The organism is Paenibacillus sp. CR_12, from assembly GCF_041953985.1.
Taxonomy (GTDB): Bacteria; Bacillota; Bacilli; order Paenibacillales; family Paenibacillaceae; genus Paenibacillus_AQ; species Paenibacillus_AQ lautus_A.
In genome coordinates, this window is sequence record NZ_JAVFHO010000014.1 from 38,016 (window position 1) to 53,217 (window position 15,202).

17 protein-coding genes are annotated in these 15,202 nt (G+C 48.2%); all 17 read left to right on the forward strand.

Features of this window, described 5'->3' with window-relative positions:
* The first annotated feature begins 2 nt into the window (after window positions 1-2).
* The 17 genes from rpoC to rpmC all read left to right on the forward strand — a co-directional run bounded on the left by rpoC (window position 3) and on the right by rpmC (window position 15,162).
* Window positions 3-3,617, forward strand: coding sequence for a DNA-directed RNA polymerase subunit beta' (gene rpoC, locus RB297_RS30190; protein WP_096777174.1), 3,615 nt, complete (start codon window positions 3-5; stop codon window positions 3,615-3,617).
* A gap of 168 nt (window positions 3,618-3,785) precedes the next feature.
* Window positions 3,786-4,037, forward strand: coding sequence for a ribosomal L7Ae/L30e/S12e/Gadd45 family protein (locus RB297_RS30195; protein ID WP_009591977.1), 252 nt, complete (start codon window positions 3,786-3,788; stop codon window positions 4,035-4,037).
* Between the two features lie 139 nt (window positions 4,038-4,176).
* Window positions 4,177-4,596 (forward strand): 30S ribosomal protein S12, encoded by a 420-nt coding sequence (gene rpsL, locus RB297_RS30200; protein WP_006212930.1) that lies wholly within the window; start codon window positions 4,177-4,179, stop codon window positions 4,594-4,596.
* Between the two features lie 53 nt (window positions 4,597-4,649).
* A complete protein-coding gene (rpsG, locus tag RB297_RS30205) occupies window positions 4,650-5,120 on the forward strand; it encodes a 30S ribosomal protein S7 (RefSeq protein ID WP_006212929.1) in 471 nt (156 codons plus the stop codon).
* A gap of 48 nt (window positions 5,121-5,168) precedes the next feature.
* Window positions 5,169-7,250 (forward strand): elongation factor G, encoded by a 2,082-nt coding sequence (gene fusA, locus RB297_RS30210; RefSeq protein ID WP_009591969.1) that lies wholly within the window; start codon window positions 5,169-5,171, stop codon window positions 7,248-7,250.
* Window positions 7,251-7,347: 97 nt separating this feature from the next.
* Entirely contained in the window at window positions 7,348-8,538 is a 1,191-nt protein-coding gene (gene tuf / locus RB297_RS30215) for an elongation factor Tu (RefSeq protein ID WP_009591967.1), read from the forward strand.
* A 314-nt stretch (window positions 8,539-8,852) separates the two neighbouring features.
* Entirely contained in the window at window positions 8,853-10,172 is a 1,320-nt protein-coding gene (locus tag RB297_RS30220; protein WP_375122062.1) for a protoglobin domain-containing protein, read from the forward strand.
* 192 nt (window positions 10,173-10,364) lie between these two features.
* Entirely contained in the window at window positions 10,365-10,673 is a 309-nt protein-coding gene (gene rpsJ / locus RB297_RS30225; protein WP_009589214.1) for a 30S ribosomal protein S10, read from the forward strand.
* Window positions 10,674-10,714: 41 nt separating this feature from the next.
* Window positions 10,715-11,338 carry a 50S ribosomal protein L3 gene (gene rplC / locus RB297_RS30230; RefSeq protein ID WP_009589211.1) on the forward strand — a complete coding sequence of 208 codons (624 nt, stop codon included), beginning with the start codon at window positions 10,715-10,717 and terminating at the stop codon, window positions 11,336-11,338.
* Window positions 11,339-11,364: 26 nt separating this feature from the next.
* A complete protein-coding gene (gene rplD / locus RB297_RS30235; RefSeq protein ID WP_009589231.1) occupies window positions 11,365-11,988 on the forward strand; it encodes a 50S ribosomal protein L4 in 624 nt (207 codons plus the stop codon).
* Entirely contained in the window at window positions 11,988-12,281 is a 294-nt protein-coding gene (gene rplW / locus RB297_RS30240) for a 50S ribosomal protein L23 (RefSeq protein WP_006212919.1), read from the forward strand. The genes rplD and rplW overlap by 1 nt, the downstream gene beginning before the upstream one ends.
* Window positions 12,282-12,310: 29 nt before the next feature.
* A complete protein-coding gene (gene rplB / locus RB297_RS30245) occupies window positions 12,311-13,141 on the forward strand; it encodes a 50S ribosomal protein L2 (protein ID WP_009589218.1) in 831 nt (276 codons plus the stop codon).
* Window positions 13,142-13,214: 73 nt separating this feature from the next.
* A complete protein-coding gene (rpsS, locus tag RB297_RS30250; protein WP_006212917.1) occupies window positions 13,215-13,490 on the forward strand; it encodes a 30S ribosomal protein S19 in 276 nt (91 codons plus the stop codon).
* A gap of 36 nt (window positions 13,491-13,526) precedes the next feature.
* Entirely contained in the window at window positions 13,527-13,859 is a 333-nt protein-coding gene (gene rplV, locus RB297_RS30255; protein ID WP_015737624.1) for a 50S ribosomal protein L22, read from the forward strand.
* A gap of 13 nt (window positions 13,860-13,872) precedes the next feature.
* Complete coding sequence (rpsC, locus tag RB297_RS30260) at window positions 13,873-14,538, forward strand: 30S ribosomal protein S3 (RefSeq protein ID WP_006212915.1); 666 nt, start codon at window positions 13,873-13,875, stop codon at window positions 14,536-14,538.
* Window positions 14,539-14,540: 2 nt separating this feature from the next.
* Complete coding sequence (gene rplP / locus RB297_RS30265; RefSeq protein WP_009589221.1) at window positions 14,541-14,975, forward strand: 50S ribosomal protein L16; 435 nt, start codon at window positions 14,541-14,543, stop codon at window positions 14,973-14,975.
* Window positions 14,965-15,162, forward strand: a complete 198-nt coding sequence (gene rpmC / locus RB297_RS30270) for a 50S ribosomal protein L29 (protein ID WP_007132561.1) — start codon at window positions 14,965-14,967, stop codon at window positions 15,160-15,162. The genes rplP and rpmC overlap by 11 nt, the downstream gene beginning before the upstream one ends.
* Window positions 15,163-15,202 lie beyond the last annotated feature (40 nt).

Sequence of the window (15,202 nt, forward strand, 5' to 3'; positions counted from 1 at the left end):
CCTTGTTGGACGTTAACAATTTTGAGTACATGAAAATCGGTCTTGCTTCACCGGAAAAAATCCGTTCTTGGTCTCGCGGAGAGGTGAAGAAGCCGGAAACGATTAACTACCGTACATTGAAGCCGGAGAAAGAAGGCCTCTTCTGCGAGCGTATTTTCGGTCCTCAGAAGGACTGGGAATGTCATTGCGGTAAGTATAAGCGTGTCCGTTATAAAGGAGTAGTCTGCGATCGCTGCGGCGTTGAAGTTACGCGCGCCAAAGTCCGCCGCGAACGGATGGGCCATATCGAGCTCGCAGCTCCTGTATCGCACATTTGGTATTTCAAAGGCATTCCAAGCCGGATGGGTCTGGCTCTGGATATGTCCCCAAGATCTCTTGAGGAGATCATTTACTTCGCATCTTATGTTGTAACCGATCCAGGAGATACGCCGCTGGAGAAGAAGCAACTGCTGTCCGAGAAGGAATACCGCAGCTACCGTGAGAAGTACGGCTACGGCTTCCAAGCGGGCATGGGTGCTGAAGCGGTCAAGAAACTTCTTCAAGACATTGATATCGAGAAGGAGCTTGAATTCCTTAAGGAAGAACTGCGCACTGCACAAGGTCAGCGCCGCAACCGGGCAATCAAACGCCTGGAAGTGATTGAGGCGTTCCGCAACTCCGGCAACAATCCGGAATGGATGATCATGGATGTGCTGCCGGTCATTCCGCCGGAGCTTCGTCCGATGGTTCAACTTGATGGCGGACGCTTTGCGACTTCCGACTTGAACGATCTGTACCGCCGTGTTATTAACCGGAACAACCGTCTGAAAAGACTGCTGGATCTCGGCGCGCCGGATATCATTGTTCAAAACGAGAAGCGCATGCTGCAGGAAGCTGTCGATGCACTGATCGACAACGGCCGCCGCGGCCGTCCGGTAACAGGTCCGGGTAACCGTCCGCTTAAATCCCTCAGCCACATGCTGAAGGGTAAACAAGGACGTTTCCGTCAGAACTTGCTCGGTAAACGGGTTGACTACTCTGGTCGTTCCGTTATCGTCGTAGGTCCTTACCTGAAAATGTACCAATGCGGTCTGCCTAAGAAAATGGCGCTCGAGCTCTTCAAGCCGTTCGTGATGAAAGAACTGGTCAACAAAGGCCTGGCACATAATATCAAGAGTGCGAAACGCAAAGTAGAACGTGTAAGTCCAGAAGTATGGGATGTGCTCGAAGAAGTCATTAAAGAGCATCCGGTTCTTCTGAACCGTGCACCGACGCTTCACAGACTCGGTATTCAAGCATTTGAGCCGATTCTGGTTGAGGGCCATGCGATCCGTCTTCACCCGCTCGTATGTACGGCGTATAACGCTGACTTTGACGGTGACCAAATGGCGGTTCACGTTCCTTTGTCCGCTGAGGCCCAAGCTGAAGCGCGTCTGTTGATGCTGGCATCAGGCAACATTTTGAACCCGAAAGACGGTAAGCCGGTTGTTACGCCGTCTCAGGATATGGTACTGGGTTCCTTCTATCTGACAATGGATAACAAGGAAGAGAAAGGTACCGGCATGATTCTGGGCAGCGTGAACGAAGCGGTTTCCGCTTATCAGCGTGAAGCAGCCGGTCTGCATGCACGCGTAGCGATTCCGGTTAAAGCCCTTGGCAAAACCAGCTTCACCGACAAACAGCAGGATGCGATTTTGATTACGACGATCGGCCGGATTATCTTTAACGAGATTTTCCCTGCCAGCTTCCCGTACATCAATGAAGCGACTCGTACGAACCTGCTGCAAGGCACGCCTGAGAAGTATTTCGTATACGAGAAGGGTGCAGATATTCAAAAAGTGATCCAGGAACTGCCGGTCAGCGGAGCCGTTGGCAAGGAATACCTGGGTTCCATCATTGCACGCTGTTTCGAAACGTACCATACAACGGAAACCTCTGTGATTTTGGATAAAATCAAGCAGATCGGTTTCACATACTCTACCCGTGCAGGCGTAACCGTTGCGGTATCCGACGTTATCGTACCTGACGAGAAGAACGAAATCCTGAAAGAGTCCGACGAGAAGGTTAAAGTGGTAACGAACCAATATCGCCGCGGCTTGATCACGAACGAAGAACGTTATGACCGCGTTATCGACATCTGGTCCAAGACCAAAGACGATATTACGGATGTACTCATGAAGTCGATGGATCGCTTTAACTCCATCATGCTCATGGTGGATTCCAAGGCGCGGGGTAACAAATCGCAGATCACCCAGCTCGGTGGCATGCGGGGTCTGATGGCGAACCCGTCGGGCCGTATCATCGAACTCCCGATCAAATCGAACTTCCGTGAAGGACTGACGGTACTCGAGTACTTCCTGTCCACGCACGGTGCGCGTAAAGGTCTTGCCGATACAGCGCTTCGTACCGCTGACTCCGGTTACTTGACTCGTCGACTTGTCGACGTGGCCCAGGATGTCATCGTTCGCGAAGACGAGTGCAGCACGGATAAAGGCTTTATGGTTAGCCGTATTCAGGACGGCAAGGAAGTGATCGAGGATCTCTATGACCGTATCGAGGGACGTTATGCATTTGAAACCGTTCGTCATCCGGAAACCAAAGAGATCATCGTAAACCGCAACGAATTGATTGACTCCGACAAAGCTGAAGAAATCGTGGCAGCTGGCGTCGAGAAGCTTCAAATTCGTTCCATCTTGAGCTGCCGTGCACGTTATGGCGTCTGCAAAAAATGTTACGGTCGTAACCTGGCTACTGGTAAGCATGTTGAGATTGGTGAAGCGGTTGGTATTATCGCGGCGCAATCTATCGGCGAACCGGGGACACAGCTCACGATGCGTACATTCCACACAGGCGGCGTTGCCGGTGATGATATTACACAAGGTCTTCCGCGTATCCAGGAGCTCTTTGAAGCCCGTAATCCTAAAGGTCAAGCAACCATTAGTGAGATCGACGGTGTGGTTAAAGAGATCCGTGAAACGAAGGACCGTCGTGAAATCGAAATTCAAGGTGAAGCTGAAACCAAAGTTTACGCGGTTACCTATGGCTCCCGTCTGCGCGTAAGCGAAGGCAAGCACATCGAAGCTGGGGATGAGCTGACCGATGGTTCCATTGATCCGAAGGAGATGCTTCGCATCAAGGGTATCCGTGGCGTGCAGAACTACATCCTTCAGGAAGTTCAGCGCGTATACCGTAACCAAGGCGTAGAAATTAACGATAAACACGTTGAAGTTATGATCAGACAGATGCTGCGTAAATTCCGTATCGTGGATGCGGGAGATACCAACCTGCTGCCAGGCTCCTTCGTGGATATGCATGAATACGAGACAGCTAATAAAGACGCTATTCTTTCCGGGAAAGAACCAGCGGTTGCCAAACCGGTTCTCCTCGGTATTACGAAGGCATCTCTCGAAACTGATTCGTTCTTGTCGGCGGCCTCCTTCCAGGAGACGACTCGCGTGTTGACCGACGCTGCCATTAAAGGTAAAGTCGATCAGCTGCTTGGTCTGAAAGAGAATGTTATCATTGGTAAGCTGATCCCTGCGGGAACCGGTATGAACCGATATCGCAGTGTGAAGTTCGCGGGACAGGACGATGTGAATGACGAAAGTCAGGAACTCGAAACAGCTTCTATAGATTAAGAGACAGTCAGGTGACGGGGAGATGACGCGTCGTAAGACGATGAATCTCCCTGTTCCAATGTTTCTTTTTTCCTGATTTAATAGCTTGACATCGTTTAAGGCAGATGCTAATATAGCAAAGGTGCGTGAATAGTTTCTTTGTTCCCTGTTCTTTTGGAGGAATGACTTGTGTCTAATGATAAAGGATTACAGGATGCACACATCAAGATTGGCACCAAACAAACGATGAAGGCCGTTGAATCTGGTCTGGCCGCTGAGGTTTACGTGGCTGAAGATTGCGACCAGCGTTTGATTTCAAAAGTCGTATCCGAGTGTGATAAGAATGGCGTGCATATCAACTATGTACCCACGATGACAGAGCTTGGGGAAGCATGCGGTATTGAAGTCGGTGCAGCTATGGTAGCTGTCTTGAAATCATGATTTGAGAAATCGTTTTTGTTGGAGAAGGCGTTACTTCTCTCGGCAAAAACTTTTCATTTGTTCTTTTATGAACCGCCTGGGTCTGTGGACTTAAACGGGTTCGTAATCGAATGATAAATACGGGAAGGGGGTGGCTAGCATGCCAACAATTAACCAACTGGTTCGCAAGGGCCGTCAAGCTAAAGTTTACAAATCGAAATCTCCAGCTCTTCAAAAAGGTTTTAACGCTTTGAAACGTGAGGAGACCGACTTGAGCGCTCCGCAAAAACGCGGTGTATGCACTCGTGTAGGCACGATGACGCCGAAAAAACCGAACTCCGCACTTCGTAAATATGCTCGTGTTCGCTTGACGAACCGCATTGAGGTGACGGCTTACATTCCGGGTATCGGACATAACTTGCAAGAGCACAGTGTTGTATTGGTTCGCGGTGGACGGGTAAAAGACCTTCCGGGTGTACGTTACCATATCGTTCGCGGCGCACTTGATACCGCTGGTGTAAACAACCGGATGCAAGCTCGTTCCAAATACGGCACGAAGCGTCCGAAAGCAAAAAGCTAATTGATGCTCATGTTTTCTTAACATGACTCATGACTGAAGAAAGGGGGATATCCATGCCACGCAAAGGTCCAGTAACTAAAAGAGACGTGCTGCCAGATCCGGTGTATAACAGCAAACTGGTAACTCGTCTGATCAACCGCATCATGTTGGATGGTAAAAGAGGTGTTGCTCAAAGCATCCTTTACAATTCGTTCAACATCATCAAGGAACGTACTGGTAATGATCCGATGGAAGTGTTTGAAGCAGCTATCAAGAACATCATGCCAGTATTGGAAGTTAAAGCTCGTCGTGTCGGCGGTGCTAACTACCAGGTTCCGATCGAAGTTAAACCAGAGAGACGTACATCCCTTGGATTACGTTGGCTCGTAAACTACTCCCGCAACCGCGGTGAGAAGACGATGGAAGAGCGTTTGGCGGCTGAGATCATCGACGCTTCCAACAACACAGGCGCTTCCGTTAAGAAACGCGAAGACACGCACAAAATGGCTGAAGCGAACAAAGCGTTTGCTCACTACCGTTGGTAGGATTCAGCAACTAATTTATACTTCAAATTTTGAAGGGAGACTATTCGCATGGCGACAAGAGAGTTCTCCTTGAAAAATACACGTAATATCGGGATCATGGCGCATATTGACGCTGGTAAAACGACCACTACAGAGCGGATTTTGTTCTATACAGGCCGTACGCACAAAATCGGGGAAGTTCACGAGGGTGCAGCTACAATGGACTGGATGGAACAGGAGCAGGAGCGCGGTATCACGATTACGTCCGCTGCGACTACCGCTTCTTGGAAGGGTCATCGCGTTAATATTATCGACACCCCGGGGCACGTTGACTTCACAGTAGAAGTTGAACGTTCCCTTCGTGTATTGGATGGGGCAGTAGGTGTATTCAGTGCGAAAGAGGGCGTTGAACCTCAGTCGGAGACTGTTTGGAGACAAGCAGACCGTTACGGAGTTCCGCGGATCGCATACGTAAACAAAATGGATATTATCGGTGCCGACTACTTGAACGTAGTTAAAGATATGAGAGAGCGTCTGCAAGCGAACGCGGTAGCAATTCAGCTTCCGATCGGTGCAGAGAACGATTTCATTGGCATCATCGATATTATCGAGGAAAAAGCTTATATGTATAAGGATGACCTCGGGCAAAATATCGAAGAAACCGAAATTCCAGCAGAATTCAAGGATCAAGTGGAAGAGCTTCGCAACGAGTTGGTTGAGAAGGTAGCAGAACTTGACGAAGACTTGACAATGAAATATCTTGAAGGTGAAGAAATCACCATCGCTGAGTTGAAAGCTGCTCTGCGTAAAGGTGTTGTCGAAGTTAAGATCTTCCCGGTTATCTGCGGATCTTCTTACCGTAACAAAGGCGTTCAGTTGATGCTTGATGCCGTAATCGATTATTTGCCGGCTCCAACTGACGTTCCAGACATCAAGGGTACCCTTGAAGACGGAACCGAAGCTATTCGGCATTCTTCCGATGACGAGCCGTTCTCGGCTTTGGCATTCAAAATCGCAACAGACCCTTACGTTGGTAAGCTGACATTCTTCCGCGTATACTCCGGCGTACTGCAATCCGGTTCTTACGTACTGAATGCAACAAAAGGCAAGCGTGAGCGCATTGGTCGTATCCTTCAAATGCATGCGAACAGCCGTCAAGAAATTTCCGAAGTATTCGCCGGAGATATCGCAGCTGCCGTAGGTTTGAAAGATACGGGCACAGGTGATACACTATGTGATGAGAAAAACCCGGTTATCCTGGAGTCCATGAACTTCCCTGATCCGGTTATCGAAATCGCAGTTGAGCCTAAAACAAAAGCTGACCAAGATAAAATGGGCGTGGCTCTCGGTAAGTTGACGGAAGAGGATCCAACTCTTCGTGCGCATACCGATGAAGAAACTGGCCAAACGATCTTGGCAGGTATGGGTGAGCTTCACTTGGACATCATCATCGACCGTATGCGTCGTGAGTTCAAGGTAGAAACCAACGTGGGTAAACCACAGGTAGCTTACCGCGAAACATTCCGTGCGCCAGCTCGCGTTGAAGGTAAATTCGTTCGTCAGTCCGGTGGTCGTGGTCAATACGGTCACGTATGGGTTGAGTTCGAACCTCTGGAACCTGGTAGCGGTAACCAATTCGACAGCAAGGTTGTCGGTGGTTCTGTACCAAGAGAATACATTGGTCCTGCACAACAAGGTATCGAAGAGCAAATGAAGAACGGTGTACTTGCCGGCTTCCCGCTTGTTGACGTTAAAGCAACCATCGTCGACGGTTCGTACCATGATGTTGACTCCAATGAAATGGCGTTTAAAATCGCTGGTTCCATGGCTCTGAAAGCAGCTAAAGACAAGTGTAAGCCTGTCCTGCTCGAGCCAATCATGAAAGTTGAAGTTACCGTGCCTGAGGAATACATGGGCGACGTAATGGGTATGCTGAACTCCCGCCGTGGACGTATCGAAGGTATGGACTCCCGTGGTGGTACTCAAATTATCCGTGCGAAAGTGCCTCTTTCCGAAATGTTCGGTTACTCCACTACCCTTCGCTCCGGTACACAAGGACGCGGCGTGTTCTCCATGGAACTCTCCCACTACGAAGAAGTTCCTAAGAATATCTCCGATGAAATTGTGTCCAAGATCAAAGGCGGAGAATAATAACGTTTTACCTGCTGGATAGGAGGCGGGACCAAACATCCCGTTAACTCCGCTTCCGGCCCAACATATATAATCCCCTTAAGGAGGAATTGTTCAAATGGCAAAGGCTAAATACGAACGTACGAAACCCCATGTTAACATCGGTACTATCGGTCACGTTGACCATGGTAAAACAACTTTGACTGCTGCAATTACATCTGTATTGTCCAAAACTTACGGTGGCGCAGCAATGTCCTTCGATCAAATCGACAAAGCTCCAGAAGAGCGCGAACGCGGTATCACAATCTCTACTTCCCACGTAGAGTATGAAACTGATGCTCGTCACTACGCACACGTTGACTGCCCAGGTCACGCTGACTATGTTAAAAACATGATCACTGGTGCTGCTCAAATGGACGGAGCAATCCTGGTTGTATCCGCAGCTGACGGCCCAATGCCGCAAACTCGCGAGCACATCCTGCTGTCCCGCCAAGTAGGCGTTCCTTACATCGTTGTATTCTTGAACAAATGCGACATGGTTGAAGACGAAGAGCTCTTGGAATTGGTTGAGATGGAAGTTCGCGACCTTCTGAGCGAGTACGACTTCCCAGGCGACGACACTCCGATCACTCGTGGTTCCGCTCGTGAAGCTCTGCAAAACCCAGAAGGAGAATGGGCACAAAAAATCGTTGAAATGTTCAAAACAATCGACGAGTACATCCCATTGCCTGAGCGCGACACTGACAAGCCTTTCTTGATGCCTGTCGAGGACGTATTCTCCATCACTGGTCGTGGTACCGTTGCTACAGGTCGTGTAGAGCGTGGTACGATCAAAGTTGGTGACGAGATCGAAATCGTTGGTATCGCTGAAGAAACTAAGAAATCCGTTGTTACGGGCGTTGAAATGTTCCGTAAATTGCTGGATTCCGCACAAGCTGGTGACAACATCGGTGCATTGCTTCGTGGTGTTGAGCGTACTCAAATCGAGCGCGGTCAAGTACTTGCTAAGCCTGCTTCCGTTAAACCACACACTGAGTTCACAGCTCAAGTATACGTACTGAGCAAAGAAGAAGGCGGACGTCATAAGCCTTTCTTCACTGGCTACCGTCCACAGTTCTACTTCCGTACTACGGACGTAACTGGTGTGATCAACTTGCCAGAAGGTTCTGAAATGGTTATGCCTGGTGATAACATCACTGTAACGGTTAACCTGATCAGCCCAATCGCCATCGAAGAAGGAACTAAGTTCTCCATTCGTGAAGGCGGCCGTACCGTAGGTGCTGGTTCCGTTGCTTCCATCATTAAATAATTAAGGCTTCGAACAGCCTTGCATATAGCAACAGTGTATTGTAACGAGCAACAGTGTGATGTCCTGATAAAAGAGTCTGATCCCTTGGATCGGGCTCTTTTTCTATTTGTAGTGATACCCCTGTAATCTTTGCGGCTAAACTAAAGGCTTAAGTGTAGGATTTGTAGAAAATTAGTCAAGCTTACTGTACAGAATATGCCATATATTGAAGGATTCATTCTATTTATTTGGTTCCAGTATGATTACAATCTTTGATTGAAGTCAGTTAAGGAATTAGAAACTATCTATTGTATAGAATGGAGATCACAGCCTGTATGAAATGTCCGTTTGCATGGATGAAGAGGAGTTTGGAAGATGAAGTTCAGCCTGAAGTAGAACTGCGCAATTCAGAAGATGCCCGTTATGTGTATCAAGAACCATTAGGCGAGTTGAATGATCAAATGCGGATGATTGGCCTTACCGAGGGGGATCTTCAGCTTTTGAGGCAGCTCCGTCCGCAAATGGAGGAGAGGCTCGAGGAGATAACAGAAGCATTTTATCAATCTGTCGTGGGTGTGGATAAGTTAAGGGTGATTATCGTGGAACACAGTACGATTGAAAGATTAAAGCAGACATTAAAGGATCATCTTCTCGAAATATGGAATGGAGAAATCAATGAAGCTTATGTGGCAAAAAGGCTGCGCATTGCCGAGGTGCATAAGCGCGTGGGGCTTGAGCCTAAATGGTACTTGTCCGCTTTCCAGAACTTACAGAACGAATTCTTCAAGATGATCTATAGAGAGGTTGTAGGAGAAGAACAACAAATACGGCTAGTGTCGACGATTACCAAGTTGCTTAGCCTGGAGCAGCAGCTAGTGCTGGAAGCTTACGAGAGAGAAAACTTAAGTGAGAAGCAGTTCCAGTATGATAGGGTAAGAAAAGAGCTGAAACAGAACATTGCTGCTTTTGTTAGCGAATTATCCGGGCTGACGCTGGATATTAATGAGGCTGTAGAACGCCTGATGACCAGCAGTAGCGAGATGGCTGATACATTTGAACGCACTTCGACCACAACGCAGGGCTCGATATCGGATGCAAGGGCCGGTGAAGCAAAAATAGCAGAGTTGGAGGATCAAATGAATGCGATTGACCAAAGCGCGGCCGGGATGCAGCATGCGGTGCAAGAACTTCAGGAATCCTCCAAGCAGATTTCCGTTATAGCGGTGAATGTTCAGGAAATAGCCTCCCAGATCAAGCTGCTTTCCTTAAATGCCACCATAGAAGCAGCACGCGCCGGAGAGCATGGAAAGGGTTTTGCCGTTGTAGCCCAAGAGGTAAGCCGCCTGTCGGAGGACACGAGGACGACCGTGAACCGAATTGCAGATATCGTATCCAAGTCGAGATCCATCACGGCAGAAGTGGTAGAATCTATTAACCAGGTTCAAGGGCTAACGATGCAAGGGAAGAGGCAGTCCGAGGAATCCAGCAAGCTGTTCTCCAGCATTCTGATGTCCGTACAGTCCAGTGCAGAACGAATGATGAGCGCGGAGAAAGAAATGAAGCTGCTCTCCATGACGATTGGAAGCATCCGGGAAGCCACGTCCGAAGCTGCGGTTTCAGCCGAAAATTTCAAGGAAAGCACGGAGCGAATGTAAATACATATCAAATATGAATTAGTGCTTGCAATGCGCCTATCTTTTATATATAATAGTGAATGTTGTTCTGCGACGTTGCGATGATGTGAGAGGTTACCGACACACCCGGCCCCTTTGCCATGAGGTGGGTGGTTGGAAAATTTTCACGGAGTATGTCCGATACCAAATTGGGCGATAGAAGGAGGGAATAAAATGGCAAAGCAAAAAATTCGTATTCGCTTGAAAGCATACGACCACAGAGTTCTTGATCAATCCGCTGAGAAAATTGTTGAGACAGCAAAACGTTCGGGTGCTGGTGTATCCGGTCCGATCCCGCTTCCAACTGAGAAACAAGTAATTACCATTCTCCGTGCGGTGCACAAGTATAAGGATTCTCGGGAACAGTTCGAAATGCGTACACATAAACGCTTGATCGACATCGTGAACCCGACTCCACAAACTGTGGATGCCTTGATGCGCTTGGACCTGCCGTCCGGTGTAGATATCGAAATCAAACTGTAAGCATTGCATAACGAATTAGAGAAGAGAAAAGAGGTGTCAACATGAAAGGTATCTTAGGTAGAAAGCTCGGAATGACTCAAGTATTTACCCCTGAGGGTGTTGTAATTCCTGTAACGGTTATCGAAGCAGGTCCTTGTGTTGTTCTACAAAAGAAAGATCTGGAAAACGACGGATACGAAGCGATCCAAGTTGGTTTCTCCGATAAGAAAGAGAACAGATCTAACAAACCAGAAGCAGGCCATGCGAAAAAAGCAAACACTGCGCCTAAGCGCTACGTTCGCGAAATTCGCGGTGTTGACCTCGCGAGTGTCGAGGTCGGACAAGAGCTGAAGGCTGATGTCTTCGCAGAAGGCGAATTTGTTGACGTAACGGGTATTTCCAAAGGTAAAGGATTCCAAGGCGTAATCAAGCGTTGGGGCCAAAGCCGCGGACCAATGTCTCACGGTTCCCGTTATCACCGTAGACCGGGTTCCATGGGTTCGATCCAGGCAAACCGTGTTCCTAAAGGAAAGCGTCTGCCAGGTCACATGGGCAATGAGACAGTTACGATCCAAAAGCTCGAAGTTGTTAAAGTCGACGCAGAGCGTAACGTAATCCTTGTTAAAGGCTCCATTCCAGGACCTAAAAAAGGTTTCGTTCAAATCAAAGAAACGGTGAAGAAATAATCGCCTAAAGAAAGGAGGAACAAACAATGCCTAAAGTAGCACTTTATAATGTCAGCGGTAGCCAGGTTGGCGAAGTAGAATTGAATGAAGCTGTATTCGGCATCGAGCCGAACGCACACGTACTGCACAGCGCAGTGTTGTTGCAGCGCGCTTCCCTTCGTCGCGGTACCCACAAAGTAAAAGGACGTTCTGAAGTACGCGGCGGCGGACGTAAGCCTTGGAAACAAAAAGGTACCGGCCGTGCTCGTCAAGGTTCGATCCGTTCTCCACAATGGAAAGGCGGCGGCGTGGTATTTGGACCGACTCCGCGCAGCTACACGTTTAAACTTCCTAAGAAAGTTCGTCGTTTGGCTATCAAATCCGCTTTGTCTTCCAAAGTGATTGACAACGCAATTATCGTATTGGATCAACTGACGCTGAACACGCCGAAAACGAAAGAGTTTGCTAACATCCTTAGCAACCTGAAAGTAGGCCGTAAAGCTCTGATCGTTGCTCCAAGCTATGATGATAATGTAGCCCTTTCCGCACGCAATATTCCTGGTGTGAAATTCGTAGCGGCTGACGGCATTAATGTTCTTGACGTACTGTCGTACGATCAACTGATCATTACGAAGGAAGCAGTTCAGAAGGTAGAGGAGGTGCTCGCGTAATGAAAGACCCACGCGATATAATCAAGCGCCCGGTGATCACGGAACGTACGGCTGACTACATGGCAGAGCTGAAATATGCTTTTGAAGTGGATATCCGTGCTAACAAGACCGAGATCAAGCAAGCTGTCGAATCTATTTTTAAAGTTAAAGTATCGAACGTGAATACGATGCGTGTCCCTGCTAAACCAAAACGTTACGGCCGTTATTCCGGTTACACAACCGAATGGAAAAAGGCAATCGTGACTTTGGCACCAGACAGCAAACCGCTCGAGTTCTTTGAATCGGTTGAATAAGAATTTCTTAAGTAAGGAGGGAAAATTCAGTGCCTATTAAAAAGTATAAACCGACATCCCCGGCTCGACGCAACATGTCCGTGTCGACTTTCGAAGAAATCACCACGAATCAGCCGGAGAAATCGTTGCTGGCTCCACTGAGCAAAACAGCTGGCCGCAACAACCAAGGTAAAATTACGGTTCGTCACCATGGCGGCGGACACAAACGTAAATACCGTATCATCGACTTCAAACGGAATAAAGACGGCATTCCAGGTCGCGTTGCTACAATTGAATACGACCCGAACCGTACTTCCAACATCGCTCTGATTCACTATGTAGATGGTGAAAAGCGTTATATCATCGCTCCTAAAGGTCTGAAAGTTGGAGACCAAGTAGTATCTGGAGTAGGTGCTGACATCAAGATCGGTAACGCGCTTCCTCTGGAAAACATTCCAGTAGGTACAGTTATCCACAACATCGAATTGAAACCAGGCAAAGGCGGACAATTGGTTCGTGCTGCTGGTACAGAAGCTCAGCTTCTCGGTAAAGAAGACAAGTACGTAACGGTTCGTCTTTCTTCCGGTGAAGTTCGTCGCATCCTGAAAGTTTGCCGTGCAACCATCGGTTCTGTGGGTAACCAAGACCATGAGTTGATCAAAATCGGTAAAGCAGGCCGCAGCCGCTGGCTCGGACAACGTCCTGAAGTACGCGGTGTCGTCATGAACCCTAACGATCACCCTCACGGTGGTGGTGAAGGCCGCGCTCCAATCGGACGTAAGTCTCCTATGTCTCCATGGGGTAAACCAACCCTTGGTGCTAAGACTCGTAAAAAAGGCAAAGCTTCTGACAAATATATCGTTCGCCGCCGCACGAAGTAATGCGCGCTTAAGTGCATAACTTCGTGTCAGGCCCGAAGGTAACGAGACAATTTGATGAAGGGAGGATTTCAATATGAGCCGTAGTTTGAAAAAAGGACCTTTTATTGACGGATATCTGCTCAAAAAAGTGGAGGATATGAACGCCGCAAGCAAAAAGGCTGTGATCAAAACCTGGTCCCGCCGCTCCACTATTTTCCCGCAATTTATCGGTCACACGTTCGGTGTATACGATGGCCGTAAACATGTACCTGTATATGTAACTGAGGACATGGTAGGACACAAGTTGGGTGAGTTCGCTCCAACCCGTACTTACAAAGGTCATGAAGACGATAAGAAAACAAGAAGATAATTAACGAAGCTCTTTGTTTGAGAGGAGGTTAAACATATGGAAGCAAAAGCACATGCTAGATCGATTCGTATTGCTCCTCGTAAAGCTCAACTCGTTGTTGACTTGATCCGCGGTAAGCAAGTGGGCGAAGCGATCGCAATTCTTCGTCACACTCCGAAAGCTGCATCTCCGGTTGTTGAGAAGCTTTTGAACTCGGCTATCGCAAACGCTGAGCATAACTACTCTTTGGATGTAACTAAATTGGTTGTGACGCAAGCTTATGTCAACCAGGGACCGACTATGAAACGTTTCCGCCCTCGTGCGATGGGACGTGCAAGCCGGATCAATAAACGCACCAGCCACATTACTTTGGTGGTAGCTGAAAAATAAGGAGGGAAAACGTGTGGGCCAAAAGGTAAATCCAGTAGGACTCCGTATCGGTATTATCCGTGATTGGGAATCCAAATGGTATGCAGGCAAAGATTTCGGTGATCTTTTGCTGGAAGACGTGAAAATCCGTGAATACCTGAAAAATAAATTGAAAGACTCCGCTGTATCCCGTATCGAAATCGAGAGAGCGGCTAATCGTGTGAACGTGACGATCCACACTGCGAAGCCAGGTATGGTTATCGGTAAAGGTGGTTCCGAAGTAGAAGTACTGCGCGGACAAGTGACTAAAATCGCCGGCGGTAAAAAAGTTCACATCAACATTTCTGAAATCAAGAACCCTGAACTGGACGCAATTCTTGTTGCTGAAAGCATTGCACAACAGCTGGAACGTCGTGTATCTTTCCGTCGTGCACTGAAACAAGCGATTCAAAGAACTATGCGCTCTGGAGCGAAAGGGATTAAAACATCGGTCAGCGGACGTCTTGGCGGAGCCGAGATTGCTCGTACGGAAGGCTACAGTGAAGGAACTGTTCCACTTCATACGCTTCGTGCAGACATCGACTATGGTACAGCAGAAGCGCATACGACTTACGGCCGTATCGGCGTGAAAGTATGGATCTATCGTGGAGAGGTTCTTCCTACGGCTAAGAAACAAGCTGCTCAGGAAGGAGGCAACTAATCATGTTGGTACCAAAACGTGTAAAACACCGCAAACAACAGCGCGGCCATATGAGAGGCCAAGCGAAAGGCGGTACTGAACTGAACTTCGGCGAATTCGGTCTGCAAGCTACAGAACCAGGCTGGATCACGAACCGTCAGATCGAAGCTGCTCGTATCGCGATGACTCGTTACATCCGTCGTGGCGGTAAAGTATGGATCAAGATTTTCCCAGATAAGCCGATTACTCAAAAGCCTCTCGAAGTGCGGATGGGTAGCGGTAAAGGTAACGTTGAGAAATGGGTTGCCGTTGTAAAACCAGGCAAGATCATGTTTGAACTTGGAGGCGTGTCCGAGGAAATCGCCCGCGAAGCGATGCGTCTCGCCGCTCACAAGCTGCCTGTAAAAACGAAGTTTGTGAAACGAGAAGAAGTGGGTGGTGAAGCAAATGAAAGCTAATGAACTGCGCAACTTAACCACTGCAGAAATCGAGCAAAAAATCGCCGGATTTAAAGAGGAACTCTTTAACCTCCGTTTTCAATTGGCCACTGGCCAGCTTGATAACCCGACTCGGATCCGTGACGTTCGCAAAGAAATAGCTCGTGCTAAAACCGTTATCCGTGAAAGAGAACTTGGGATTAGTTAATGAAATGGAACGTCATGTTCTGTATTCAGGAAGGAGGCTA